Origin of the sequence: Winogradskyella sp. (assembly GCF_016744625.1) — a bacterium.
Classification (GTDB): domain Bacteria; phylum Bacteroidota; class Bacteroidia; order Flavobacteriales; family Flavobacteriaceae; genus Winogradskyella.
The window spans coordinates 1-24,772 of sequence record NZ_JADGDZ010000028.1; the positions used below are offsets into that span (position 1 = coordinate 1).

Annotated in this window: 22 protein-coding genes; 15 read left to right on the forward strand and 7 right to left on the reverse strand. The window is 32.5% G+C overall.

The genetic code is table 11. The annotated features are described in order from the left end of the window. Positions 1–67 precede the first annotated feature (67 nt). From QZZ53_RS07895 to aroQ, 3 genes are all read left to right on the forward strand, one after another. On the forward strand, positions 68–634 hold the full coding sequence (locus tag QZZ53_RS07895) for a porin family protein (protein ID WP_296383339.1): 567 nt from the start codon (positions 68–70) through the stop codon (positions 632–634). Positions 635–881: 247 nt separating this feature from the next. Further along, entirely contained in the window at positions 882–1,469 is a 588-nt protein-coding gene (locus tag QZZ53_RS07900; RefSeq protein ID WP_296383341.1) for an OmpW family outer membrane protein, read from the forward strand. An 82-nt stretch (positions 1,470–1,551) separates the two neighbouring features. After that, positions 1,552–1,968 (forward strand): type II 3-dehydroquinate dehydratase, encoded by a 417-nt coding sequence (aroQ, locus tag QZZ53_RS07905; protein ID WP_296383343.1) that lies wholly within the window; start codon positions 1,552–1,554, stop codon positions 1,966–1,968. A 117-nt stretch (positions 1,969–2,085) separates the two neighbouring features. Here the strand turns inward: aroQ and lpdA are convergent, their stop codons facing one another. From lpdA to msrB, 3 genes are all read right to left on the reverse strand, one after another. After that, the gene (gene lpdA, locus QZZ53_RS07910) at positions 2,086–3,462 is read right to left on the reverse strand and encodes a dihydrolipoyl dehydrogenase (RefSeq protein WP_296383345.1); all 1,377 of its coding nucleotides are present in this window, start codon (positions 3,460–3,462) and stop codon (positions 2,086–2,088) included. Positions 3,463–3,519: 57 nt separating this feature from the next. Further along, on the reverse strand, positions 3,520–4,074 hold the full coding sequence (locus tag QZZ53_RS07915; RefSeq protein ID WP_296383347.1) for a DUF1572 family protein: 555 nt from the start codon (positions 4,072–4,074) through the stop codon (positions 3,520–3,522). A 136-nt stretch (positions 4,075–4,210) separates the two neighbouring features. Beyond that, a complete protein-coding gene (gene msrB, locus QZZ53_RS07920; protein WP_296383349.1) occupies positions 4,211–4,693 on the reverse strand; it encodes a peptide-methionine (R)-S-oxide reductase MsrB in 483 nt (160 codons plus the stop codon). 278 nt (positions 4,694–4,971) lie between these two features. On the opposite strand from msrB, the gene glgA reads away from it, so the two are divergent. The 10 genes from glgA (at position 4,972) to speD (ending at position 19,263) form a co-directional block, all read left to right on the forward strand. After that, positions 4,972–6,183 (forward strand): glycogen synthase, encoded by a 1,212-nt coding sequence (glgA, locus tag QZZ53_RS07925; RefSeq protein WP_296383351.1) that lies wholly within the window; start codon positions 4,972–4,974, stop codon positions 6,181–6,183. Next, positions 6,180–7,448 (forward strand): glucose-1-phosphate adenylyltransferase, encoded by a 1,269-nt coding sequence (locus QZZ53_RS07930; protein ID WP_296383352.1) that lies wholly within the window; start codon positions 6,180–6,182, stop codon positions 7,446–7,448. Before glgA ends, QZZ53_RS07930 begins: the two co-directional genes overlap by 4 nt. 123 nt (positions 7,449–7,571) lie before the next feature. Beyond that, positions 7,572–9,509: an alpha-1,4-glucan--maltose-1-phosphate maltosyltransferase gene (locus tag QZZ53_RS07935; protein ID WP_296383354.1), complete on the forward strand. Its 1,938-nt coding sequence runs from the start codon at positions 7,572–7,574 to the stop codon at positions 9,507–9,509. A 2-nt stretch (positions 9,510–9,511) separates the two neighbouring features. Then, on the forward strand, positions 9,512–11,143 hold the full coding sequence (locus QZZ53_RS07940; RefSeq protein WP_296383356.1) for a trehalose synthase: 1,632 nt from the start codon (positions 9,512–9,514) through the stop codon (positions 11,141–11,143). A gap of 3 nt (positions 11,144–11,146) precedes the next feature. Further along, entirely contained in the window at positions 11,147–13,057 is a 1,911-nt protein-coding gene (gene glgB, locus QZZ53_RS07945) for a 1,4-alpha-glucan branching protein GlgB (RefSeq protein ID WP_296383358.1), read from the forward strand. 255 nt (positions 13,058–13,312) lie between these two features. Continuing rightward, positions 13,313–15,718, forward strand: a complete 2,406-nt coding sequence (locus QZZ53_RS07950) for a TIM-barrel domain-containing protein (RefSeq protein WP_296383360.1) — start codon at positions 13,313–13,315, stop codon at positions 15,716–15,718. 82 nt (positions 15,719–15,800) lie between these two features. Further along, a complete protein-coding gene (locus tag QZZ53_RS07955) occupies positions 15,801–16,628 on the forward strand; it encodes a M48 family metallopeptidase (protein WP_296383363.1) in 828 nt (275 codons plus the stop codon). A 68-nt stretch (positions 16,629–16,696) separates the two neighbouring features. After that, positions 16,697–18,094, forward strand: coding sequence for an MFS transporter (locus QZZ53_RS07960; RefSeq protein ID WP_296383365.1), 1,398 nt, complete (start codon positions 16,697–16,699; stop codon positions 18,092–18,094). Positions 18,095–18,311: 217 nt separating this feature from the next. Then, positions 18,312–18,866 (forward strand): hypothetical protein, encoded by a 555-nt coding sequence (locus QZZ53_RS07965; protein WP_296383366.1) that lies wholly within the window; start codon positions 18,312–18,314, stop codon positions 18,864–18,866. Positions 18,867–18,888: 22 nt separating this feature from the next. Next, positions 18,889–19,263, forward strand: a complete 375-nt coding sequence (gene speD / locus QZZ53_RS07970; protein WP_296383369.1) for an adenosylmethionine decarboxylase — start codon at positions 18,889–18,891, stop codon at positions 19,261–19,263. Between the two features lie 154 nt (positions 19,264–19,417). Here the strand turns inward: speD and QZZ53_RS07975 are convergent, their stop codons facing one another. Continuing rightward, positions 19,418–20,599 carry a glutathionylspermidine synthase family protein gene (locus QZZ53_RS07975; protein WP_296383371.1) on the reverse strand — a complete coding sequence of 394 codons (1,182 nt, stop codon included), beginning with the start codon at positions 20,597–20,599 and terminating at the stop codon, positions 19,418–19,420. Then, positions 20,562–21,119, reverse strand: coding sequence for a hypothetical protein (locus QZZ53_RS07980; protein ID WP_296383373.1), 558 nt, complete (start codon positions 21,117–21,119; stop codon positions 20,562–20,564). The genes QZZ53_RS07975 and QZZ53_RS07980 overlap by 38 nt, the downstream gene beginning before the upstream one ends. Before the next feature lie 39 nt (positions 21,120–21,158). Here QZZ53_RS07980 and QZZ53_RS07985 point away from each other — a divergent pair, with 39 nt between their 5' ends. Both QZZ53_RS07985 and QZZ53_RS07990 read left to right on the forward strand, forming a co-directional pair. Then, positions 21,159–22,685, forward strand: coding sequence for a polyamine aminopropyltransferase (locus QZZ53_RS07985; RefSeq protein WP_296383375.1), 1,527 nt, complete (start codon positions 21,159–21,161; stop codon positions 22,683–22,685). Positions 22,686–22,691: 6 nt separating this feature from the next. After that, positions 22,692–23,099, forward strand: a complete 408-nt coding sequence (locus tag QZZ53_RS07990) for a hypothetical protein (RefSeq protein ID WP_296383377.1) — start codon at positions 22,692–22,694, stop codon at positions 23,097–23,099. 58 nt (positions 23,100–23,157) lie between these two features. Here QZZ53_RS07990 and QZZ53_RS07995 read toward each other — a convergent pair whose 3' ends face one another. Further along, on the reverse strand, positions 23,158–23,883 hold the full coding sequence (locus tag QZZ53_RS07995) for a head GIN domain-containing protein (protein WP_296383379.1): 726 nt from the start codon (positions 23,881–23,883) through the stop codon (positions 23,158–23,160). A gap of 54 nt (positions 23,884–23,937) precedes the next feature. After that, a partial coding sequence (locus QZZ53_RS08000) for a hypothetical protein (protein ID WP_296383380.1) occupies positions 23,938–24,772 on the reverse strand: 835 nt, incomplete at its 5' end.

A 24,772-nucleotide genomic window follows, 5' to 3' on the forward strand; every position in this document is an offset into this window, starting at 1 on the left:
CTTTAAGAATATTTAATTGAAGTCAAAAAACTACATTTGATTTAAATTAAAACACAAAATTTATAATATGAAAAACATTTTATCATTACTTGCTGTTTTTTTATTAACGCTAATTAGTGTTAATGCACAAGACGATTCTGATACATCATCAGAACCAAAATTTGGAGTAAAGGCAGGTTATTCTTCTACTATTCTTAGAGTTTCTGTAGAGGGTACTTCAGCGTCAGATGATGTCTCTGGATTTTATATAGGTGCATTTGGAGAATTTGAAATATCAGAAAAAGTCAATCTACAACCAGAATTGCATTATGCAAGCTATAGTCAAGATCAAGAAAGTACAGGAATACTATTAGTACCTATTTTATTTAAATACAAAGCAAATAATGAGTTTAGTCTGTTATTAGGGCCTCAATTAGATTATCTTTTAAATGAAGAAGATTCTGAAGGCTTAAAGAGATTAGGACTTGGTATTGCTCTCGGATTGTCTTATGATATAACTGAGAATGTCCTTTTAGACGCTAGATATGCTTTTGGATTATCTGATAGATTAGATGGAGATTTAGAAGGATTTGAAGGCTTTAATATTAAAACAAAGTTTAATTACCTGCAAATTGGTTTAGGTTATAGATTTTAATTTCCTGAATAATACAATTAGAAACCGAAGTAATGCTTCGGTTTTTTTATGCTTTATTCTTAAATATAAATAAGTTTAAACTGATTGTTGTCATTTATTATAGAGTGTAGTAGATTTAGTCTTGCCATAAATTTGAGGTTTAAATAATTTCGACAAACAGTACATTTTTTTAACATTTTAAATATAGAATAACGTAGCCCAAAACCTACATTTGCCGACCAAATTAATTTAAAAATTAAACTTAATTATGAAAAAATTATTATTTATGGCTGCAGTAGCAGTATTCGGATTTACAAGTGTTAATGCACAAGAAGAAACTACAACTGGTGGTTTTGCTAATGGTGATATCTACGTTAGTGGATCAGTTGGTTTTAATAGTGCTAAACAAGCAGATGCTAAAAGTAATTCATTTAACTTTTCACCTTCGGTTGGTTACTTTATTAATGACAACATTGCTTTAGAACTTAACTTATTAATTGGTACTGCAGAAGCAGCTAATGATGATAAGACTACTAATATTGGTGCTGGTTTGGGTGCAAGATATTTCTTTACTCCTTCTAACCAATTTTCTTTTACTTTAGGAGCTGGTGTATCGTACACTAATTCTAAATTTGAACCTAATGGAGGTGCAGAAGCTAAGTTTAATACTTTTGCTATTGCTGTTACACCTGGTGTAAATTATTTTGTTTCAGATTGTATCGCTTTAAGAGCGTCTGTAGGAGCTTTATCTTATAGCAGTGCTAAAGCAGATGTAGATGGTGCTGAAGCTTTAAATAACTTCGGTTTAAACTTAAACTTATCTGATATTAACTTTGGTATTACTTACAAGTTTTAGTAAAACCAACTCATTATGTATAAAAAAAACCGAAGTTAATAGCTTCGGTTTTTTTGTACGCTTATTTTAATATATTTACCTCATGAAGAAACTTATTATCATTAATGGTCCTAATCTTAATCTGCTAGGTAAACGTGAACCTGAGATATATGGAAGTGAAACGTTTGAAGATTACTTAAATTCTATTAAGTCTAAATTTGATAAAGTTAGTATAGATTATTTTCAATCTAATATTGAGGGTGAGCTTATTGATAAGATACAAGAAGTTGGTTTCTCTTATGATGGTATTGTTTTGAATGCTGCAGCCTATACACATACTTCAGTTGGTATAGGAGATGTTGTAAAGGCGATTACCACACCTGTGGTAGAAGTGCATATTTCAAATACGTTTTCTAGGGAAGATTTTAGACATCAATCCTATATTTCTCCAAACGCTAAAGGTGTTATATTGGGTTTTGGTTTGCAGAGTTATGAGTTGGCTGTTGAGAGTTTTCTTTGAGAACAAAGAGAAGAGAATAAAGAATAAAGACAAAAAATGCGATTCGTAAGAATCGCATTTTTTAGTTTCATTAATGGAAATAGAAAAATGAGTAAGAAAACTCATAACTCTAAACTTTTAAAGATGAATTACTTCATCGTAAGCAGCTGCAACAGCTTCCATAACAGCTTCACTCATTGTTGGATGAGGATGTACTGCTTTTAATACTTCATGTCCTGTTGTTTCTAATTTACGGCCTAAAACAGCTTCAGCAATCATATCTGTAACACCAGCACCAATCATATGGCAACCTAACCATTCGCCATATTTAGCATCGAAGATTACTTTTACGAAACCATCTTTTGCTCCACTGGCACTTGCTTTACCTGATGCTGAGAATGGAAATTTACCAATCTTTACATCTAAACCTTGTTCTTTAGCTTGCGTTTCAGTTAAACCAACAGATGCTATTTCTGGTGAACAATACGTGCATCCAGGAATATTTCCATAGTCTAAGGCTTCAACATGTTGACCTGCAATTTTTTCTACACAAAGAATACCTTCAGCTGAAGCAACGTGTGCTAAAGCTTGTCCTGGTGTAACATCACCAATAGCGTAGTAACCAGGAATGTTTGTTTGATAGTAATCATTAACTAAGATTTTATCTCTATCTACAGCAATACCAACATCTTCTAATCCTATATTTTCAATGTTAGATTTTATACCTACAGCAGATAAAACAATATCAGCTTCAAGAACTTCTTCTCCTTTTTTAGTTTTTACAGTCGCTTTAACTCCTTTACCAGAAGTATCTACTGAAGTTACTTCTGCAGACGTCATTATTTTAATTCCAGATTTTTTAAAACTACGCTCTAATTGTTTAGAAACGTCATCATCTTCAACAGGAACAATTTTATCTAGATATTCTACGATGGTAACTTCAGTTCCCATAGAATTATAGAAGTAAGCAAATTCTACACCAATAGCACCAGAACCAACAACAATCATTTTCTTAGGTTGTTTGTCTAAAGTCATAGCTTGTCTGTAGCCAATCACTTTTTTACCATCTTGTGGTAAACTAGGTAATTCGCGAGAACGTGCTCCAGTTGCTATGATTATATGATCTGCTGAATACTCAGTACCATCTACATCTACTTTCTTTCCAGTTTTAAGTTTTCCATAACCTTCAATAACGTCGATTTTATTTTTCTTCATTAAGAATTTTACACCATTACTCATACCGTCAGCAACACCACGACTACGTTTTACAACAGCATCAAAATCGTGTTCAGCATCTTTTACTTTTAGACCATAGTCCTCAGCATGTTTAAGATATTCGAAGACCTGAGCAGATTTTAAAAGTGCTTTTGTCGGAATACAACCCCAATTTAAACATACACCACCAAGACTTTCTTTTTCTACAATAGCAGTTTTAAATCCTAATTGAGATGCTCTAATTGCAGTAACATAGCCACCTGGACCACTTCCTAAAACTATAATATCGTATTTACTCATGCGTCAATTTTTTAGTTGAATTTTGAAGCTACGAATTTACGAAACCAAAACGTAATATTAAAGGTCTTCGGTAAAATGTCTTCGACCTTTATCTTTTTCAAATTTATCTTTGTTGTAAACTTTTGATTGTCCTTTTGCAATAGAAAGGGAATTCCAATCGGAACCTTTTATTAATTTCCCTAAAAACACAATTTGTCCAATATGATAAGCGTAGTGCATCATCTGTCTATTCATAGCCTCAATAACAGTATGACCTTGATTTCTTATGTAGATAATTTGGTTCAAATCATTTTTAGATAATGGTTTAATGGCTTCAAATAAACAATCCCAACCTTTATTCCATGCATTAAGTAAATCATTTTTAGAAGTAAAAGTATCTTCAAATTCTTCATCACGTTTGCGCCATTCTTTTTCGCCATCTTCTGTTAAAAAGTTAGTCCAACGACTCAGCATGTTGCCAACAATATGCTTAACAATAATACTAATAGAATTAGAATCTTCTGCAAACTCTTTTTTAAGTTCTTTAAACGAAAGTTGTGCCATGGTTTTATCACCAAGACTTTTGTAGTATTCAAATTGTTTAATTGAACTGGTTAGGTATGACAGATCCATAAGATTTAATTTAATGATATAAAATTAGCGATACAACATCTAAAAAACTATGATTTGCTATAGTTAGATGTTATATCGCTATTAATAAATTTTAAGGACGTATTGCAAAAGCAAAATGTCTATTAAGGTTTTAGTTTTATCCTTCAGGAACAAACTTTAAAGCCACACCATTAATACAATGACGTTTGCCTGTCGTTTCTCTTGGTCCATCATTAAATACATGGCCTAAATGACCACCACAAGTAGCACAGTGCTCTTCATCTCTACTGTAGCCTAAATCGTTGTCAGAGCCATAAGTGACATTCCCGTCAATTTCTCTGTCAAAACTTGGCCAGCCAGTACCAGAATCAAATTTGTGTTCACTTTTAAATAATGGTGTGTCGCAGGCAGCACAATAATATATACCTTTTTTATAGTTTTTGTTTAAGGCACTAGAAAATGGACGTTCTGTATCTGCTTTTCTTAATACCAGATATTGTTTTTCTGTAAGTTGCTCTTTCCATTCTGTTTCTGTCTTTGTTACTGGAAAAACTTCTTTTTCAGTCGTTTTATTTTTTTGTGCTGAACTATTACAGCCAAAGAATAAACTGATGACGACAATTAATACTATGTTTTTCATAATTTTATTTTTATAAAGTTAATGGTTCTATATAACCCTAATAAATATTTAACGATATCTTAAATTTCGAAATCTATATTTCTTAATAAATCAGCCTTAAATTTGAGTTTTTAGATAAATTATGCTCATTAATTGTTAATCATTCACTAGTGAGGAATTAACTAACATAATAATTTAGCAGTCTAATATTTAATTGTAAATTCAAAACCTATTGCTCAATAATTATAAGGAATAAGATTAGTCTAAGACTAAATTAATAACTTACAGTATAACTCTCAATGAAAGCATTATTTTTTACAAGAGAATTTCCACCTTACGTTTACGGAGGTGCAGGAGTGCATGTCGAATATTTAGCTGGTGAGCTATCTAAACTGATGGAAATAGAGGTAAGAGCCTTTGGTGATCAGGATATTGCAAGTAATAGTTTGAGCGTTAAAGGATTTCCGTTTGAAAACTCAGCGTTCGATAATTCCAATGATAAATTAAAAGCAATATTTAAAACTTTGAGTACCTGTTTAAGTATGAATTCTGATGAGATTGATGCAGATATAGTGCATTGCCATACATGGTATTCTCATTTTGCAGGTATTATGGCTAAGTTATGTTATGGTGTGCCTTTGGTTATAACAACACATTCATTAGAACCTTTAAGACCATGGAAAAGAGAACAGTTAGGAAGAGGTTATGATGCATCTTCATGGATTGAAAAAGCTGCTATTGAAATGGCTGATGTCCTCATTGCCGTTTCTGAAGAAACAAAGGAAGATGTTTTTAAGCATTTTGATGTTGATGAAAGTAAGATAGAAGTGGTTTATAATGGAATTGATTTAAAAGAATATGTCGTTGTTAGTGAAACTTCTGTTTTAGACGAATATGGTATTGATAAAAGCAAGTCTTACGTTTTATTTGTCGGTAGAATTACACGTCAAAAAGGAATCATTCATCTTGTAAATGCAATAAAGTATATTGATGAAGACATACAAGTCATCTTATGTGCTGGTGCGCCAGATACACCTGAAATTGCTATGGAAATGGAAGATAGCGTGAAAGAAGCATCTAAGACAAGAGATAATATTATTTGGATAGACAAAATGCTCGACAAAAAAGATATCATTCAACTTTATTCTCATGCAGATGTATTTTGTTGTCCTTCTATTTACGAACCTTTCGGAATTATTAATATTGAAGCTATGGCATGCGAAACTGCTGTTGTGGCAAGTGCAGTTGGAGGTATAAAAGAAGTTGTTGTTGAAGGAGAAACAGGCTTACTAATTAACTTAGAACAACAAAAATCAGCACCTTTCGAACCTGTAAATCCCGATCAGTTTTCTAGGGATTTAGCTGAAGGTGTCAATAAAGTAATTGATAATAAAGAATTGCAACTTAAAATGGCAAAAAATGGCAGAACTCGTGTTGAAGAATTTTTTGATTGGGAAGCCATTGCAAAACAAACAGAAGCTATATATAAATCTTTAATAGATAAGAAATGATTAACAGTAAAGTCTTGAGTATTATTTTAGGTGGAGGTCAAGGATCTAGATTGTATCCTTTAACAGAAAACAGATCTAAACCAGCCGTTCCAATTGCAGGAAAATATCGATTAGTAGATATTCCAATTTCAAATTGTATTAATTCAGATATTAAGAGGATGTTTGTTTTAACTCAATTTAATTCGGCTTCTTTAAATAAGCACATAAAAAACACGTATCATTTTAGTTTTTTTAGTTCTGCTTTTGTTGATGTTTTGGCAGCTGAACAAACAATTCATAGTGGTGAGTGGTTTCAAGGAACTGCTGATGCTGTAAGGCAGAGTATGCATCACTTTTTGGCTCACGATTTTGAATATGCTTTAATACTATCTGGTGATCAGTTGTACCAAATGGACTTTAATGAAATGATAACAGCTCATGAAGAAAGTGGAGCGGAAATTTCTATTGCAACTTATCCTGTTAATGCAAAAGATGCTACATCATTTGGTATTTTAAAAACTGATGAGAATAATGTTATAGAATCTTTTATTGAGAAACCAGACGCATCATTGTTACCAGATTGGACATCTAATGTTAGCGACGAAATGAATAATAGCGGAAGACATTATTTAGCATCAATGGGTATTTATATTTTCAATAAAGACTTATTGGTAAAGTTAATGGCAAAAGAAGGTACTGTAGATTTTGGAAAGGAAATTATTCCTGGCGCTATAGAAAAACATAAGACTTTAAGCTATCAATACGAAGGGTATTGGACAGATATTGGAAATATAGATTCTTTTTTTGAAGCTAATTTAGGATTAACAGATAATATCCCAGAATTCAATTTATACGATAATGATCAACGTGTATATACTAATGCGAGGATATTACCTACATCTAAAATCTCTGGAACTTTACTAGATAAAACAGTCATTGCAGATGGTTGTTTGATTCATGCAGCAAAGATTGAACGTTCTGTAATAGGAATTCGTTCAAGAATTGGAGCAGAATCTACGGTAATTAAGTGTTATATGATGGGCAACGACCACTATGAATCTTTAGAGGATGTTCAGGCAAAAAAAGTAAATACATTTATGGGAATTGGAGAGCGTTGTTTTATTAAGAATGCCATTCTAGATAAAAACTGTAGAATTGGTGATGATGTTAGAATTAATGGAGGAGAAAACCTTAAAGACAAAGAAACCGACAGTTATCTTATAAAAGACGGAATTGTGGTTGTAAAGAAGGATACTCATATTCCTTCAGGTACAATAATTCAGTAGCGAATTTGTTTTTTTAAATAGTTATCCAATTCAAACGTTGTAGTATCTTTTTCAAATATATTGTCTTTTAAATATCGATAATGTATGTTAATTTCGCAGCGTAAATAACAATCAACCATTACTATGCAAAACCAAAGACGAGTAGTTATTGATGCCGTTAAACCACAAATTAATAGCGGAGAATTTTTTATAAAACGAATTGTAAATGAAATTGTAAATGTAGATGCCCATGTGTTAGTAGATGGACATGATGTTATTGCAGCTTCGGTTTTGTTTAAGCACGAAAAAGCTAAAAAATGGAATGAAGCCAGAATGTTCGACGTTGGTAACGATGAATGGAAAGCCTCATTCATAGTCGAAAAACAAGGTTTTTATACATATAAAGTTCAAGGTTGGGTTGATTATGCACTTAATTGGCAACATGGCATTGAGCGTAAGATTGATGATAACCAACACGTAAAATCAGAATTATTAGAAGGAGTGACTTATTTAGAACCTTTACTTAAAAAAGGTACTAAAGAAGAAAAAGATTATTTGAACTATTGCATAGATTGCTTTAATGATGAAAGTAAATATGACGAAGCTATAAAAGAAGCCATGAGTTTTGAGCTTCACAAGGTTTTTGTGAAGTATCCTAAAAAACATTTATCTAACGAATCTAAAGAACTACAAGTTTACGTTGATAGAAAGAAAGCAAGGTTTAGTACTTGGTATGAGTTCTTTCCTCGTTCAACTTCAGAAACTAATGGACAACACGGAACCTTTAAAGACTGTGAGCGTTTGTTGCCAAGAGTAGCACAAATGGGTTTTGATACCTTATATTTCCCGCCAGTTCATCCAATTGGAGAAGTTAATAGAAAAGGAAAAAATAACACCACTGAGGCTAAAGAAGGTGATGTAGGTTCTGCTTGGGGAATTGGTTCTCAACATGGTGGACATAAAGATTTACATCCAGAATTAGGCTCAGTTGAAGATTTCAAACAATTAATTAAAAAAGCAAAAGAGCTCAATATTGAAGTTGCAATGGATTATGCCTTGCAAGCTGCACCAGATCATCCATGGGTAGAGTCACATCCAGATTGGTTTAAGTGGAGACCCGACGGAACGGTTCAGTATGCTGAGAATCCACCAAAAAAATACCAAGATATACTTCCTATTTATTGGGAGAGTAAAGATTATAAAAGCCTTTGGAAGGAGTGTTTAGAAACTATGCTCTATTGGGTTGATTGTGGTATTAATGTCTTTAGAGTTGATAATCCACATACAAAACCTTATTATTTTTGGAATTGGTTGATTGCTGAAGTAAAACAAAAACATCCAGACGTATTGTTCTTGGCTGAAGCATTTACCAGACCTAAGGTAATGGAGCAACTTGCAAAACAAGGTTACACACAATCCTACACCTATTTTACATGGAGAAATACCAAGGAAGAATTTATTGAGTATATCACTGAATTAACACAAAAGGACCAACGCGAATTTATGCAACCTAATTTCTGGCCAAATACACCAGATATTAATCCATATCATTTGCAAGGAGCGAACGAATCTAAATACCTTCAGCGTTATGCTTTGGCAGCAACAATGAGTTCTAGTATTGGAATTTACGGCCCTGTTTTTGAGCAAATGATTGATGATGCTATTCCAGGAAAGGAAGAATATTATATGTCTGAAAAATTTCAGTTATGTCATTACGATTGGTTTAAGGAAAGTAAATTAACTTTATTAATTTCAAAGATTAATGCTATTCGTCATGAAAATGAAGCCTTGCAACAAACCAATAATATTAAGTTTTGTGAGATTCAAAACGAGAATCTTATAGCATTTTATAAATGGAATGACGATAAGACGAATGAGCTTTTAATTATTATTAGTTTGGATCAATATTATGCACAACAAGCAAATATGCGACTGCCACTGAGTGATTTAGGTATTGATGCTGGTCATCGAGTGCAAGTAGAAGATTTAGTAACTGCAAGTAGTTATAATTGGCACGATGAATGGAATTTTGTAGAATTGCATCCAACACTTCCTTTTCATATCTTTAAGATAAATAAATAAGGATGGCAACGAAAGAGACAAAAACAGCAGTACTTCAATCTCCATATAACTTTAATGATAAGTGGGAGGAACTTTTAGAAAATGAAGCGTTTATAAAAGTGTTTTTGTCAGACGTGCTAGAAAACTATATCGTTAAACAACGTTGGTATGGCGGAAAAGCTAGTAAACTTAAGTATATAGAATTAGCCGAATATTTTAGAATCCAAAAGGATGGGGAAGTCTATTATGGTCTTATTTTAGAAGTTAATTACACAGAAGCTTTCTATCAGCATTATTTCTTACCGATAGCTTTTGTTTCGGACGAAAGCTTTGCTCAAGATGACAGAATTTTACCAATAAGCATTCAGAGTCAAGAAGGGTTTATTATTGATGCTATTAATCTTGAAGCCTTTAGAAAAGTAGTTTTCGAACGTATTCTTACCGCTTTACCGAAAGATAAAACACGCGTACGCTATCATAAAAGTGAATTATTTAGAGATTGCCAATACGAATCGTCGCGTTATATGGGAATGGAACAAAGTAATACGTCTATTGTTTACAATGAAAAGTATGTTCTAAAATTCTTCAGACGTATTTATGCCGATCGTAATCCAGATTATGAAATGAGCCGCTTTTTGTCTGAAAAAAAGGACTTTAAAAATACACCAGCTTATTTAGGAAGTGTTCAGATTAAAGATAGCGAAAACACCAATATCACCATTGGTTTAATGCAAGAAATGGTAGAAAATCAAGGTGACGCATGGGAATATATGTTGGTTGAATTCCATAAGGTATTTTTAAATTTAGAATACAAAAAAATTGACATATCAAAATTGCCTAAGACAGAAGATTTTGGTCGATTAGAAATTAGAGATGTACCACTCCAAATAATTGATTGGGTTGGGTTGAACGTCTTTACAAAAATTCAAATTTTAGCAAAACGTACAGCAGAAATGCACATTGCACTAGGTAGCGAGTTTGAAGACACAGCTTTTACACCAACGCATTATAATAGTGATTATACAGTTTGGTTAAAGAATAGATTACTTTATCAATTTCAAAACAGATTAAATACTATCGAGAATAGTTTGCATAAGCTTGATGGTTTGGCACTAGAATTGGCAAATGAATTTCTAGAGAAAAAGAATATCATTCGTAAGCGTTTTGTAGATTTTGATTGGACGAAATTAAAAGGTGAACGTATTAGAGTGCATGGAGATTATCATTTAGGGCAAGTTCTTGTTAAAGATGATGATTTTTACATTTTAGATTTTGAAGGTGAACCAGAAAGTACTATTAGAGATAGAAAGGTAAAACAGCCACCATTGAAGGATATAGCTGGTTTATTCCGTTCTTTTCATTATGCGATTTACGCAACAATATTTGATAATATAGAATTATATAAACAAGAACAAGATCCACTTTTTGAAGCTGGTGAAGTTCTTTATCAATATTTAAAGAGTGTCTTTTTAGGCACTTATATAGCTAAGATTCAAGAAGCAAATCTTAATATTGGCTATAATCAAGAACGCATTTTCTTATTAAAATATGCAATGCTTGAAAAAGCTGTTTATGAGTTAGGCTACGAGCTCAATTCACGTCCAAAATGGGCAGTGATTCCTTTAAAAGGAATCTCAAACATTATTAACAACTAGTTTATGACAGAAGTAATTGCACACAGTCGTTTTACAGATTTTGATATTAATTTATTTAAATCTGGAAAGCATTATCGCTTGTACGAAAAATTTGGATCACACATTACTACTATCAATGGAGTAGAAGGTGTTTATTTTGCAGTTTGGGCACCAAGTGCTAAAAACGTATCTGTAATCGGAGACTTTAACTTTTGGGTTGAAGGTAAACATAAATTGAATGTGCGTTGGGACTCTAGTGGAATTTGGGAAGGATTTATTCCTGGCGCAGGAAAGGGAAGCAAATATAAATACAAGATTCAAAGTAGTCATAACGATATAAAAACTGAAAAAGCAGATCCTTATGCTAGACGTTCGGAGCATAACCCAAAAACCGCTTCGATAGTTTGGGATGAACCATACAAATGGAAAGATAGTAAATGGATGGAAAAGCGTATAAAGCACAATGCTTTAGATGCACCTTATTCTGTTTATGAGGTCCATTTAGGCTCTTGGAAAAAGCAAATAGAAGAAGGACGATTTATGTCTTATGTTGAAATGGCTGATGAATTAGTTAAGTATATAAAGGACATGAATTTTACACACGTAGAATTAATGCCAGTTATGGAGTTTCCGTATGATCCTTCTTGGGGTTATCAAGTTACAGGTTATTTTGCACCAACATCTCGCTTTGGATATCCTGAAGAATTTAAACTCTTAGTTGACAAATTACATCAAAACGATATTGGGATTATTCTCGATTGGGTACCGTCGCATTTTCCTGAAGATGCACATGGACTCGGTTTCTTTGATGGCACAGCATTATATGAGCATCCAGATCCAAGAAAAGGCTATCACAATGACTGGAAAAGTTTAATCTTTAATTATGGTCGTAATGAAGTAAAATCCTTCTTAATTAGTAATGCTATTTTTTGGTTAGATCAATACCATGCCGATGGTTTACGTGTTGATGCAGTGGCTTCAATGTTATTCTTAGATTATAGTAGAGAAGATGGTGAATGGGAGCCAAATATGTATGGTGGTCGCGAAAACTTAGAAGCGATGTCATTCTTAAGAGAAATGAATGAAGCAGTATATTCATCATTCCCAGATGTACAAACAATTGCTGAGGAGTCTACAGCATTTCCAATGGTATCTAAACCAACCTTTATGGGAGGTTTAGGTTTTGGTATGAAATGGATGATGGGTTGGATGCACGATACGTTACAGTATTTTGCAAAAGAACCAATCTATAGAAAGCACCATCAGAATGATTTAACATTCTCAATGACCTATGCATTTACTGAGAACTTTATGTTGCCTTTGAGTCATGATGAAGTGGTTTATGGTAAAAAATCCATCTTAGGAAGAATGCCAGGAGACGAGTGGCAGCGTTTTGCTAACTTAAGATTGTTATATAGTTATATGTTCACACATCCTGGAACAAACTTATTGTTTCAAGGAGCTGAATTTGGTCAGAGTGGAGAATGGAATTTTGAGCAAAGCCTCGATTGGCATTTATTAGAATACGATCCGCACAAAGGCGTACAAGAATTAATCAAAGGGTTAAATACATTATATAAAAATGAGCCAGCATTGCACCAGAAGCAATTTTCGGCGGAAGGTTTTGAATGGATTGATTATAATGATTCTGAGAATTCTGTATTCACATACATAAGAAAAGGAAATGAGACAGAAGATGATTTAATTATTGCATGTAATATGACTCCAGTCCCTAAAGAAAACTATAAATTAGGAATGCCAAGAAAAGGGAAGCTAAAAGAAGTTTTTAATAGCGATTTAAAGAAGTATTTTGGCAGTGGTTCTTACAAGAATAAAATGAAAGCAACTAATGCTATAGCTTGGCATTTTAGAGATCATTCAATTGAAGTTAATATTCCACCTTTAGGAATGGTTGTTTTTAAATATTCTAAATAATAAAAATTAAAACTAATATATAATGTTAACCCTTCAGTTCTGAGTCTTTTGAGATAAAACTGAAGGGTCTTTTATAATTTTTACTTAATAAATCAATCATCGTATTACCAAAATAAGCGATGAAAATTATTATACTGATAAAATATTTATTCGAAAACGTAATAGTTGGTAAATCCATATAAATACTAGTTTAAAGACTTTCAGGAGTTCAAATTTTTCCGTTTTTTTACGGTCAATTTTGCAAAAAAATAATCTATGATTGTAAATACAGAATTAGAAAATAAAGGGAATTTATTTCCTTCCAAAATAATAGACTTTAAAAAAGACGTTGATACTTTATATTTTTCAACAGATAATGATGTTATACTTCAGTTAACAGTAGTAAGAGATAGTTTACTGCGTTTTAGATATACTACAGTTGGTAACTTTGATAATGATTTTTCTTATGCAATCACCAAACATGCTAGTATTGGTTATAACAAATTAGAAATTGAAGAAAAAAAAGAATGTTATGAAATCACAACATCTAAGCTTCGTTGTGAGATATCTAAAGCTAATTTGAGTGTTTCTATTTACGATGCTAAAGATGGAAAACTCATTAACCAAGATGAAAGTGGCTTTCACTGGGAAGAAAGTTATGAGTATGGAGGTAACATTGTAAAAATGAGTAAAGTGTCTAATGATGGTGAAAGTTATTATGGACTTGGTGATAAACCTAATCATCTTAACCTAAAAGGGAAGCGTTATAACAATTGGGTAACCGATTCTTATGCTTATGGTAAGGATACAGATCCGATATATAAGGCGATTCCATTTTACACAGGTTTACATCATGGTAAAGCATATGGAATTTTCTTTGATAATACGTTTAAATCATCTTTTGATTTTGCTCACGAACGTAGAAATGTGACAAGTTTTTGGGCACAAGGAGGTGAGATGAATTATTATTTCTTTTACGGACCAAAGATGAATGATGTCGTAGAGAGTTATACGGATTTAACAGGGAAACCACACCATTTACCACCACTTTGGGCATTAGGATTTCACCAATGTAAATGGAGTTATTATCCAGAGAGTAAAGTAAAAGAAATTACTTCGACATTTAGAAAGCTTAAGATTCCTTGTGATGCTATTTATTTAGACATTGATTATATGGATGGCTTTCGTTGTTTTACTTGGAACAAAGACTACTTCCCAGATCCAAAACGGATGGTTAAAGAATTATTAGATGACGGCTTTAAGACGGTTGCTATTATAGATCCAGGAATTAAGATTGATAAAAACTATTCTGTTTTTAAAGAAGCTCTTGAAAAAGATTATTTCTGCAAACGTGCAGATGGAGCTTACATGAAAGGTAAAGTTTGGCCAGGCGAATGTTATTTTCCAGATTATACAAATCCTGAAGTTAGAGATTGGTGGTCTGGTTTGTTTAAAGAATTAATAGAAGATATTGGAGTTAAAGGTGTTTGGAATGATATGAATGAACCTGCTGTTATGGAGGTGCCAAATAAAACATTTCCAGACGATGTAAGACATGATTATGATGGAAATCCATGTAGTCATAGAAAAGCGCACAATATTTATGGTATGCAGATGGCAAGAGCTACATATCAAGGTTTAAAGAAATATTCATATCCAAAACGACCATTTGTTATTACACGTTCAGCATATTCTGGTACACAACGTTACACATCCACTTGGACAGGTGATAATGTAGCAACTTGGGAACATTTATGGATCGCAAATATTCAGGCACAACGTATGGCAATGTCTGGTTTTTCTTTTGCAGGTAGTGATATCGGTGGATTTGCTGAGCAGCCTCAAGGTGAATTATTTACACGTTGGGTACAACTTGGTGTTTTTCACCCATTCTTTAGAGTGCATTCTTCTGGAGATCATGGTGACCAAGAACCTTGGGCTTTCGATGAAGATGTTACAGATATTGTAAGAAAGTTTATAGAAATCCGTTACCAGTTATTACCGTATTTATATACAGCATTTTGGAACTATGTAGATCATGCCACACCATTACTAAAATCTTTGGTATTGTATGATCAGGATGATGTGCAAACACATTATAGAACTGATGAGTTTATTTTTGGTGAACAAATTCTGGCTTGTCCAGTTTTAGAGTCTAATGCAAAAGGCAGACGTATGTATGTGCCTAAAGGAAATTGGTATAATTTCTGGACTGACGAAATCGTAAAAGGAGGCAAGGAGATGTGGGTTGATGCAGATATAGATAGCATGCCAATTTTTGTAAAAGAAGGAGCTGTTATTCCTAAATATCCAATTCAACAATATGTTGGTGAGAAAGAAATAAAGGAAATTACTTTAGATGTTTATTATAAGAAAGGTAAAGAGAAAAGTGAATTGTTTAGTGATGCCAATGACGGTTTTGATTATACTAAAGGCCGTTTTAGTTTAAGAACATTCCATTTAACAGGTAGAACCAATGAGCTAATTATTAACCAACATAAAGAAGGTAAATTTATTACTCCTTATGATACGTTTAAGGTTCAAATTCATGGTTTACCGTTCGAAATTGGTGAAATTCAGTTAGATAACGAGACTATTTCTTTAAAACAATTAAAGTCTAATGGAACAAGTTCTTTTGTAGTAGATAAGAATTTTTCAGAGCTTCATATTATAAGTAAATAATAAAGTGACTAATTGATAAATTATGGGTCAAATAGTATGAATTGATTTTTGTATTTTAGTAATTATAATAAAACCATTAGCTATGAAATTGAAAAAAGTAATATTTAGCCTTGGAATTGTCGCAGTAGTACTTTCTTGTGCTACGAATCCATTTACAGGAAAAAAAACATTGGCTTTTGTAGGTAACGATCAGTTATTTCCATCTGCCTTTGCACAATACAACCAAGTGCTTACAGAAAATAAAGTTATAACAGGTACGTCTGATGCGGATATGATTACTCGTGTTGGTCAACGTATTGCTGTAGCTGCTGAACGTTATTTAAATGCAAATGGTTTTCAAGGTTATTTAGATGATTATAAATGGGAATACACACTTATAGAATCTGAGCAAGTCAATGCTTGGTGTATGCCAGGAGGAAAAATTGCATTTTATACAGGTATTCTTCCAATTGCACAGAACGAAACAGGTGTAGCTGCGATTATGGGACATGAAGTTGCACACGCACTTGCAAATCATGGACAACAACGTATGAGTGCGGCATATATTCAGCAAGGTTTAGCTGTAGCTGGTAACGTTGCTTTAGCTAAGGATCAACAAGCTCTAGGTATATTTAACCAATCTTATGGTATTGTATCAAATGTTGCAGGAATGCTTCCTTTTAGTAGAGGTCACGAAACCGAAGCTGATAAAATAGGTATCTATTTAATGGCAATTGCAGGATACAATCCAGATGAAGCCTCAGTGTTATGGGAACGTATGAAAGCTAATAGTGGAGGACAAGCACCACCAGAATTTTTAAGCACGCATCCAAGTAATGATTCTAGAATTCAGAATTTAAGATCATTATCCGTAAAGGCTAAAGCCGAAGCTAAGAAATATGGTGTAAATTCATTTAGACCTATAAATTAAGATTCAAGTCATAATATTTGATTATTTTAGAAGCTGCTCAATACGAGCAGCTTTTTTATTTCTATACTATGAATGAATTAAAAAAAGGAAGCAAAAAGCTTCTTAATGCTTGGGCGTTTTATGATTGGGCAAATTCCGTCTATACCTTAACAATAGCCTCATCAATCTTTCCAATATTTTATTCGGCACTATTTATATCACAAACAGAAAAAATGGTTTCGGCTTTTGGAATGGTTTTTAAAAGTACCGCACTAATTACTTATGTGACTGCCTTTACGTTTTTGGTAGTTGCATTTACATCACCTATTCTTTCTGGTATAGCAGATTATGTAGGTAACAAAAAGAATTTTATGAAGTTCTTTTGTTATGTTGGTGGAGCTGGTTGTATTGGACTGTATTGGTTTAGTCTTGAACAAATTCATTTAAGTCTTTTGTTCTATTTTATGGGATTAATTGGGTATTGGGGAAGTTTAGTATTCTATAATTCTTACTTACCAGATATTGCTCATCCCAAACAACAAGATAGCATTAGTGCAAAAGGATTTTCTATGGGTTACTTGGGGAGTGTTATTTTGTTATTAATTAATCTCACCATGGTAATGAAACCAGATTGGTTTGGTTTTGATACCAGCATTTCTCAAACCATTATGGTAAATGGTACAGAAGTAGAAATTGCAGAAGCATTACAAAATGCCAAAGATTCTGCATCAATTGATGCGATGAAAGTGTCGTTTATCACTGTTGGTTTATGGTGGATCCTCTTTAGTCAATATACATTTTATATCCTTCCAAAAGGTGCTTCTAAAGGTCATAAAGTTACAAAAGCAGTGGTGTTTAATGGACTAAAAGAATTAAAACAAGTTTGGATTGAATTAAAGCAAAATTTAAGACTAAAACGCTATTTGGTTGCGTTTTTTGTATTTAGTATGGCAGTGCAGACTATTATGTTAGTTGCTGTTTATTTTGGAGAAGAGGAAATTGCTTGGGGAAGTTCTGATGCTAAAACCCAAGGCTTAATTGTTAGTATTTTAGTTATTCAGTTGGTTGCTATTGTTGGTGCTGTTTTAACTTCTAGAGCATCCTCAAAGTTTGGAAATATTAAAACACTTATAGTTGTCAACTTTATTTGGATGGCATTGTGTTTCTATGCCTATTTTATGGAGACACCAATGCAATTTTATATTGCGGCTTCATTGGTTGGTTTAGTAATGGGAGGAGTGCAATCTTTAGCACGTTCAACTTACTCTAAGTTTTTGCCAGAAACGGAAGACACTACCTCTTATTTTAGTTTTTATGACGTAGCTGAAAAAATAGGAATTGTAATAGGTATGGTGATTTTTGCAACTATAGACCAAGTTACAGGTAGCATGCGTAATGCTATTTTGTTTCTTGTTATCTTTTTTATATCAGGAATAATTCTGCTCTTTAGAGTGCCCAAATTAAATCAGGAAAAAGATAATATGTAAATATTGTTTTTGATTAATTAAACATTTTTCAATTTTTATAGGAGCGCTTATTATTTCTAGATTCTTGTGTGAATTAATTCTATAATTAACAAATATTCTTATATTGCATATATCTAAATATGTTCACATGAAACGAGCATGTTCAAAATATTATCATACAAGGAAATGATTAATAGCGAACAGCATGCGACGACATAAAAGTAATAAATATAAACACATGAAAAAGCTTTTTATACTTTCAATTTTATCGGCAGTATTATTCACGTCTTGTAGTGATAATGTCGATTTAGCCATTGATAACCCAACAAAATTCTCTGTAGAAATTGTGGTAGATACACTTAGAGTTATCGTACCACCAAAAGAAGTTGTTTGGGTAGAGATGGGAAAAGGAGAACATCAATTAACCTTAGAAAATGATAGTATTATAAAGTATAACTTCACAGAATCGGTTTATATGATAAACGCATCTTTGTCAGAGTATTTGGTATCAGATGAGTATTATGGACCGGAAATGTTTTCAGATAATTTTTCATCTACTATTTCTAAGAAAGAAGTTACATTTTTAGGTTTTCCTATGGAAGGAAATTATGATGTTATTACAGATGTTATTAATAAAGTAACTTGGGATTATGGGCCAAGAGAATCTTTACCTGAAATGGTTGAAGTTGATGCAGATGAATCTTACACAAGCTTAGTTAAAGTATACGATCCGAGAGAATTTATGGATATGATGCAAAGTGCATACAGTGATTATTCTGCAGAAGAAGAGTAATTTATAACCGAATCTATCCATTTTGAAAAACTCACTAGGTACTCACATTACATGGGATGTTTATAATTGTAATGCTGATTCAATTTCTTTCGTTCCCACTGTACAAACCGTTTTAAATGCTATTGTAGAAGAACTACAACTGTCTAAAGTTAATGAGTCCTTCAAACAATTTGAACCAATTGGTGTAACAGGATTTATTTTATTAGAAGAAAGTCATGTGAGTATCCATACTTGGCCAGAACATCAGTTCGCTGCTGTAGATATTTTTTCTTGTAAACCTTTTGATGCTAAGAAGATTCAAGAATTGTTAATGAAATCTTTTGGCTCTGATAAGGTTGTTATTAAGCAGATTGAAAGGGGAGAGGCTATTTCTATTATTTCGCCTGATCTTATTTAACAAAAACTCAATTATTTATTATACGAGAGTTCGAGTGATTTTTTATTAAAAATCGTATCGAGAACTTTTCATTTGTAATAGAGATAAACTTCTTATTTTCGATACTAATTTCACGAATTTTAGAATCGTCAAATGCACTCGAATTGACGAAGTTTCAAATAATAAAATGTGACATAAACTCGCAATCGTCTGTAATAATCTGTGACTCTTGCGCTCTTAAATTTATTGCTGATGCTCTATTGGTATAGAACATACCAATTTGGTAGTAGTAACTTTCCATATCCTTGTTTAAAGGATAATACTTCTGGTATATCATATCCTGATTACCAAAATCGCCTTTAGATTCTTCCCTTGCTTTTGTGTTAGTCTGTATTGCAATGTTTTCACCCAGTCTGCCATAGACAGGTTTTTTTACATATTCACCTAAGTGAGATTCTTGTTGTAAATACGTTTCGGCTAGAATATTATTTGGAAAGTTTTGAGTGATATAAGCTAAGAACTTTTTATTCTGCCAAATGGCTGTGTAAGGTGGATTTAAAACTACAACCTTTTCATTTATAATTAAATCAGACAGAGTTTTTGCTAATTCTGGCTCGTCATTAAACATCCAATCCCAAGGCACCATTTTAAACAGCACGTCAATCTCTTCATATTCGTCGCCTATTTGATGAAAAACACCTTCATCAGAAAAGATAAGATTTTCAAGATTGGTGTATAAAGGTTTAAAGCCAGCTTCGTATGCAATATCTATAATACAGTTAACATTCTCTACATCTTCGATATAACCAAAAGAAGTTCCTAAAAATACGGGTTGTTCTTTTCCTATCAAGGGTTTTAATCCAGATAATATTGAAGTAATATCGTATTCAAGTGTATTAAAACTTTGTGGGTTTCCTTTTAATTGTTCTAGCTGTAAAGGTTGCCATAATAAGGTTTCAGGAATTGTGCTGCATGTATCTGCATTGAATTCAATAATTCTTCCATAATCAGATTTTAGGCCTCCATTAATATCAAAACGTCCGTAAAGAAAAGGATGTTTGGTTTTATTATTCCAAGTATGTTCGATACATTTTTGAAATGAAAGCGGAATACCTAAATCACCTAATTTATTTTCCTTTATGATTTTGTCAGTAGCACGCTGAAATAAATAGAAAGCTTCATCAGAAATACGACGTAGTTGTTCAACTTCAGAACGGTAAATACCAAGTAGTTCTTCAGAAAAATAGTCTTCTTCTAAATACCAATGTAAACGATGTGGAACGTGTTTCTTTTTTAGGCGTTTAATTTCCTTAAAACGACTATCCTCCAAATGATCTAAACGACTTTCCGCTGCCATATCCTCTAGATGATGCTCCTGGTACATTTACTCTACGAGATGTAGCCGAACTTCTTAAATTATTTTTTAAACCTGTAGACTTGTTATAAGCCGATGCATTTTTGTAGTTACTTTGGTTTGGAGTTACGTTTCTTAGACTTCTATTAAAATAAGAAGCTGCTAAAGAATAATATAAAATACCTCTTAAGCCAGAGTGACGGTAAGAAGAATTATCGTCCTTTAATTTTTTTAATGATAAGGTGTCAACTGTGCCTTCTAGTGTGTGTACAATTGCAATGGACTTTTCTTTATCATCAATGATGCGTTCGTCAATAATTTTGTAGTCTTCTCCTGGTTCAATTTCTTCTACTTCAGTAACTACACCTTGAGTAGATTCATATACAGTTTCTTGCTTAGCATCTTTAATTCTAGGACCTACATCTTCACCAGCACAACTTTGAAGCGCTAAGACAGCAGCAACAGTAGCTGTTAAAGTTATTTTTTTAGTTAAAGCGAGACCTGTTATAATTTTTTTATTCATCTTTGACCAGTTATATACTTCAAACATAGTTAAATTTTAATGAAAAAAAAAGCCTTAATTCCATTTGCTGTATTTATTGCTGGTTTATGTTCTATCATCTACGAATTACTTATCAGCACAACTGCAACTTACTTCTTAGGTGATGGTGTAAGACAGTTTTCAATCATCATCGGTGTTTATTTGTTTTCAATGGGTATTGGAGCATTTTTGTCCAAATTTTTAAAGCATAAACCTCTAACGTTTTTCATTAATGTAGAATATCTCTTAGGATTTATTGGAGGAATTTCAGTTCCGTTATTGTACATGCTTTTTGTGTACGTATCTCCTACGGTTTTGCAGATAAGTTGTTTGGCTGTAATTTTTGTAATTGGGTTGCTAACAGGAATGGAAGTTCCACTTTTAACCTTTGCCTTAGAAGAAGGTAATATAAAAAACAATCTCTCTAATATTTTATCATTGGACTATATAGGTGGTTTAATCGCTACGCTCATTTTTCCGTTTATAATATTACCTTTTGTTGGGTTGTATTATTCCTCATTAATATTTGGAATCGTTAATATAGTTTTAGGGATATCGTTAAATTTTACGTTGTTAAAAGACAAAAAAAAGAATAGTATCTATGGCTTTTTAGCCATTGCAGCATTACTGGTATTAGTACTTTTTGGTGGGAAATTATTGAAGGTTTGGGATCAGAAAATCTACAAACGACCAATTGTACTGAATGAGCAAACACCATATCAAAAAATTGTAATGACTAAGAATAGTGGTGATGTAAGATTGTATCTCAATAGAGTGATACAGTTTTCTTCAGCAGATGAACATCGTTATCACGAATCCTTGGTGCATGTGCCATTGAGCATGCATCCTAATCCTAAGCGTGTTTTAATTTTAGGTGGTGGTGAGAATTTAGCAAGTAGAGAAGTACTAAAGCATAAGTCTGTACAACAAATAGATGTCGTAGATATAGATAGTACTATGTTTTATTTGGCAAAACAAAATCAATATTTAAAGGCAATTAACGAGGATGCAGCTATTAATGATCGTGTTAATCTTATTCCAGAAGATGCCTTTACGTTTCTATTTAATAACAACGAGCAGTACGATATTATTATAGCAGATTTACCAGATCCTACGAACCAAGCCATTGCAAGACTATATAGTAAACAGTTCTTTTTGATGGTAAAACGTAATTTAAAGAAAGATGGTGTTTTTGTAACTCAATCTGGTGAAATATACTTTTCTAACACTGTTTTTAGTTGCATAAACAATACGCTAGAATCTGTATTTGAAAACGTAGAACCTTACCACACCTATATTCCTTCATTTGGAGATTGGGGATTTATCATTGCGAGGAATCTCAGTAATGATGAAGCAATTAATATGAAGTCTTTGCCTAAAGATTTAAAATATTTAAATCCAAACCAAATAGAACAGTCTTTTATCTTTCCTCAAGATATTACTATAGCAGAGACCAAACTCAATACGTTAGATAATCCAGTAATTCTTAATTACTTCTTAGATGATTGGTCGAAATGGAAGGTTGATTTTGAGGCTGGAACTAAGTAGGAAAAAATGAAGAAGATAATAGTTTTAATATTGACTATATTGCTTTTTGGATGTTCTTCAAATATTAAAGAAGATAGAATTGATAGAATTTCTATCCGCAGTATTGGATTAGGTATATTATATCCAGTTAAAATTACTGAAGAATCTATTAGAGACCTTGAAGCTTATGAAATAAGTAATAAAGATTCAATTGACCTTGTAAAAGAATATATTTCAAAACTAGAACCTTCTATTGAAAATAGAATTGTTGAAGGCAATATTTATATGGTTTCGGATTTTTATTATAAAAATAAGAAGTTATACACTCTTAGGTTTGATAAAGGGAGAATTGATTTTGATGGTAGAGTTTACAAAAAGAATGATACCTTAATAGAGATTCTTTATAGAAATAAAATAAGATTTGGTCGTAACTAGATCATAAAAAAGAACCAGCAAAGCCAGTCCTTTTTCAATTTTTGGTTGATTATAAATTTTAGTTACTCACACTACCAGAACCTGTAATCTTAGTATCTTTATTTGTTGGTTTTCCAGAGTATTTTACATCTCCAGAGCCAGTAATTCTTGCTTTAAGTTCCCCATTACAAACGACGTCTGCAGAACCAGAACCAGTAATTTTTGCCGTAACGTTTATGCTTTCTAAGGCTTTGCCTTCAAAATCACCAGAACCAGCAATCTTTGTAGTTAAATTTTTTGTAGAACCTCTTAATTCAATATCTCCAGAGCCAGCAATAGCACTTTCTACGTTTTTGGCAGATACGTTTAAATTGATGTCTCCAGAACCTGCTAAAGACACTTTAAAATCGTCAGTATTTATAGTGCCAGTATTTTTTATATCACCAGAGCCAGCTAATGAAACTGAGCTAATAGATTCGTAAGGTACAGTCACTACAATTGTTTGGCTAGGCTTTAAATTATAACCATCTTTTACTTTAACAACAAGTTTATTGCTTTTTACTTCAGTAACGATGTATTCCATAAGGTTAGCATCTCCTTTAATAGAAATTTCACCTTCGTTACCTTGTACTAATTTAAAGTCCATTGGTCCTGCAGCTTTTAAACCATCGTAAGAACCTGTAGACCTTGTTGTCGTTGTGATGTTGTTATCACCCTTAATTTTTTTGCCATTTCCCCATTGTGCACAAGAAAGGGTAGTGCTTAGAAGAAAAACTAATACTGTAATTGATTTTAATACTTTCATATTTCTGTTTTTTAATTGGTTGATTTTTTATCGAAATTGTATCGAGAACTTATCTTATAGCTTTTTAAAGCTAACACTACCATATTCAGAGTTTATCTTTACTAGATTACCTGAATTCTGAGAACCATGATAGCCATTATATTTTTTCTCAGTATGATTTATCTCTTTATTCGTAAAGTTGAAGCCATCAGATTCTCGTAATGAGGCATAATCTAAATCAATATCAAAATCAAAATTGTAGCCAGCATCATATCCAATTGTTATACCAGTAAAGTCCGAATTAATATTTATGTTTTTAGCTTTAGAAGCGATTCGCTCAATTTTTAATGAACCGTAATTTGTTTTAACATTTACATTTCTAAAGACATTACCTAATCGTAAGGATAAGTAATCTCCTTTACCTTGAAAATTATTAATATTATCAATTTTTAATGAGCCATAATCACAGATGTAATCTACACTTTCTGCGGCTTCAATAATTGATTTTGAATAATCAGCTCTTAGAGTTAAGTTCTCAGCTTTTGCGATAGTAAAACCACTATAGTCAGCTCTAATCGTACCACTCTTAATATATTCAAAATAACAGTTATTACTATAATCAAATCTAATATCGTTGTTATCTGCCATGAGTTCTTTGGTAGTTATTTTTCCATAGTCACAAACTATTATTGCAGTACCTTCAAGCTTATCTAAATTGATAGAACCATAGTCGTTACCAAGCTCTACATTATTAGTAATTGGTATTTTAACTATATAGTTTATTTCTAGCTTAAGATTCATCTTTTTTCCCCAATTCCACCAATTTTTTTCATTTTTACCAATTTTAGTGATGGCGGAAACCAGGTCTCTAGTTCCAGAAAATTCCACATCAATTCTTTCGAGACGGTCC

Coding starts and splice junctions, on each gene's coding strand:
- QZZ53_RS07895 (WP_296383339.1), top strand. CDS start 68: ATGAAAAACATTTTATCATTACTTGCTGTTTTTTTATTAACGCTAATT.
- QZZ53_RS07900 (WP_296383341.1), top strand. CDS start 882: ATGAAAAAATTATTATTTATGGCTGCAGTAGCAGTATTCGGATTTACA.
- aroQ (WP_296383343.1), top strand. CDS start 1,552: ATGAAGAAACTTATTATCATTAATGGTCCTAATCTTAATCTGCTAGGT.
- lpdA (WP_296383345.1), bottom strand. CDS start 3,462: ATGAGTAAATACGATATTATAGTTTTAGGAAGTGGTCCAGGTGGCTAT.
- QZZ53_RS07915 (WP_296383347.1), bottom strand. CDS start 4,074: ATGGATCTGTCATACCTAACCAGTTCAATTAAACAATTTGAATACTAC.
- msrB (WP_296383349.1), bottom strand. CDS start 4,693: ATGAAAAACATAGTATTAATTGTCGTCATCAGTTTATTCTTTGGCTGT.
- glgA (WP_296383351.1), top strand. CDS start 4,972: ATGAAAGCATTATTTTTTACAAGAGAATTTCCACCTTACGTTTACGGA.
- QZZ53_RS07930 (WP_296383352.1), top strand. CDS start 6,180: ATGATTAACAGTAAAGTCTTGAGTATTATTTTAGGTGGAGGTCAAGGA.
- QZZ53_RS07935 (WP_296383354.1), top strand. CDS start 7,572: ATGCAAAACCAAAGACGAGTAGTTATTGATGCCGTTAAACCACAAATT.
- QZZ53_RS07940 (WP_296383356.1), top strand. CDS start 9,512: ATGGCAACGAAAGAGACAAAAACAGCAGTACTTCAATCTCCATATAAC.
- glgB (WP_296383358.1), top strand. CDS start 11,147: ATGACAGAAGTAATTGCACACAGTCGTTTTACAGATTTTGATATTAAT.
- QZZ53_RS07950 (WP_296383360.1), top strand. CDS start 13,313: ATGATTGTAAATACAGAATTAGAAAATAAAGGGAATTTATTTCCTTCC.
- QZZ53_RS07955 (WP_296383363.1), top strand. CDS start 15,801: ATGAAATTGAAAAAAGTAATATTTAGCCTTGGAATTGTCGCAGTAGTA.
- QZZ53_RS07960 (WP_296383365.1), top strand. CDS start 16,697: ATGAATGAATTAAAAAAAGGAAGCAAAAAGCTTCTTAATGCTTGGGCG.
- QZZ53_RS07965 (WP_296383366.1), top strand. CDS start 18,312: ATGAAAAAGCTTTTTATACTTTCAATTTTATCGGCAGTATTATTCACG.
- QZZ53_RS07975 (WP_296383371.1), bottom strand. CDS start 20,599: ATGGCAGCGGAAAGTCGTTTAGATCATTTGGAGGATAGTCGTTTTAAG.
- QZZ53_RS07980 (WP_296383373.1), bottom strand. CDS start 21,119: ATGAATAAAAAAATTATAACAGGTCTCGCTTTAACTAAAAAAATAACT.
- QZZ53_RS07985 (WP_296383375.1), top strand. CDS start 21,159: ATGAAAAAAAAAGCCTTAATTCCATTTGCTGTATTTATTGCTGGTTTA.
- QZZ53_RS07990 (WP_296383377.1), top strand. CDS start 22,692: ATGAAGAAGATAATAGTTTTAATATTGACTATATTGCTTTTTGGATGT.
- QZZ53_RS07995 (WP_296383379.1), bottom strand. CDS start 23,883: ATGAAAGTATTAAAATCAATTACAGTATTAGTTTTTCTTCTAAGCACT.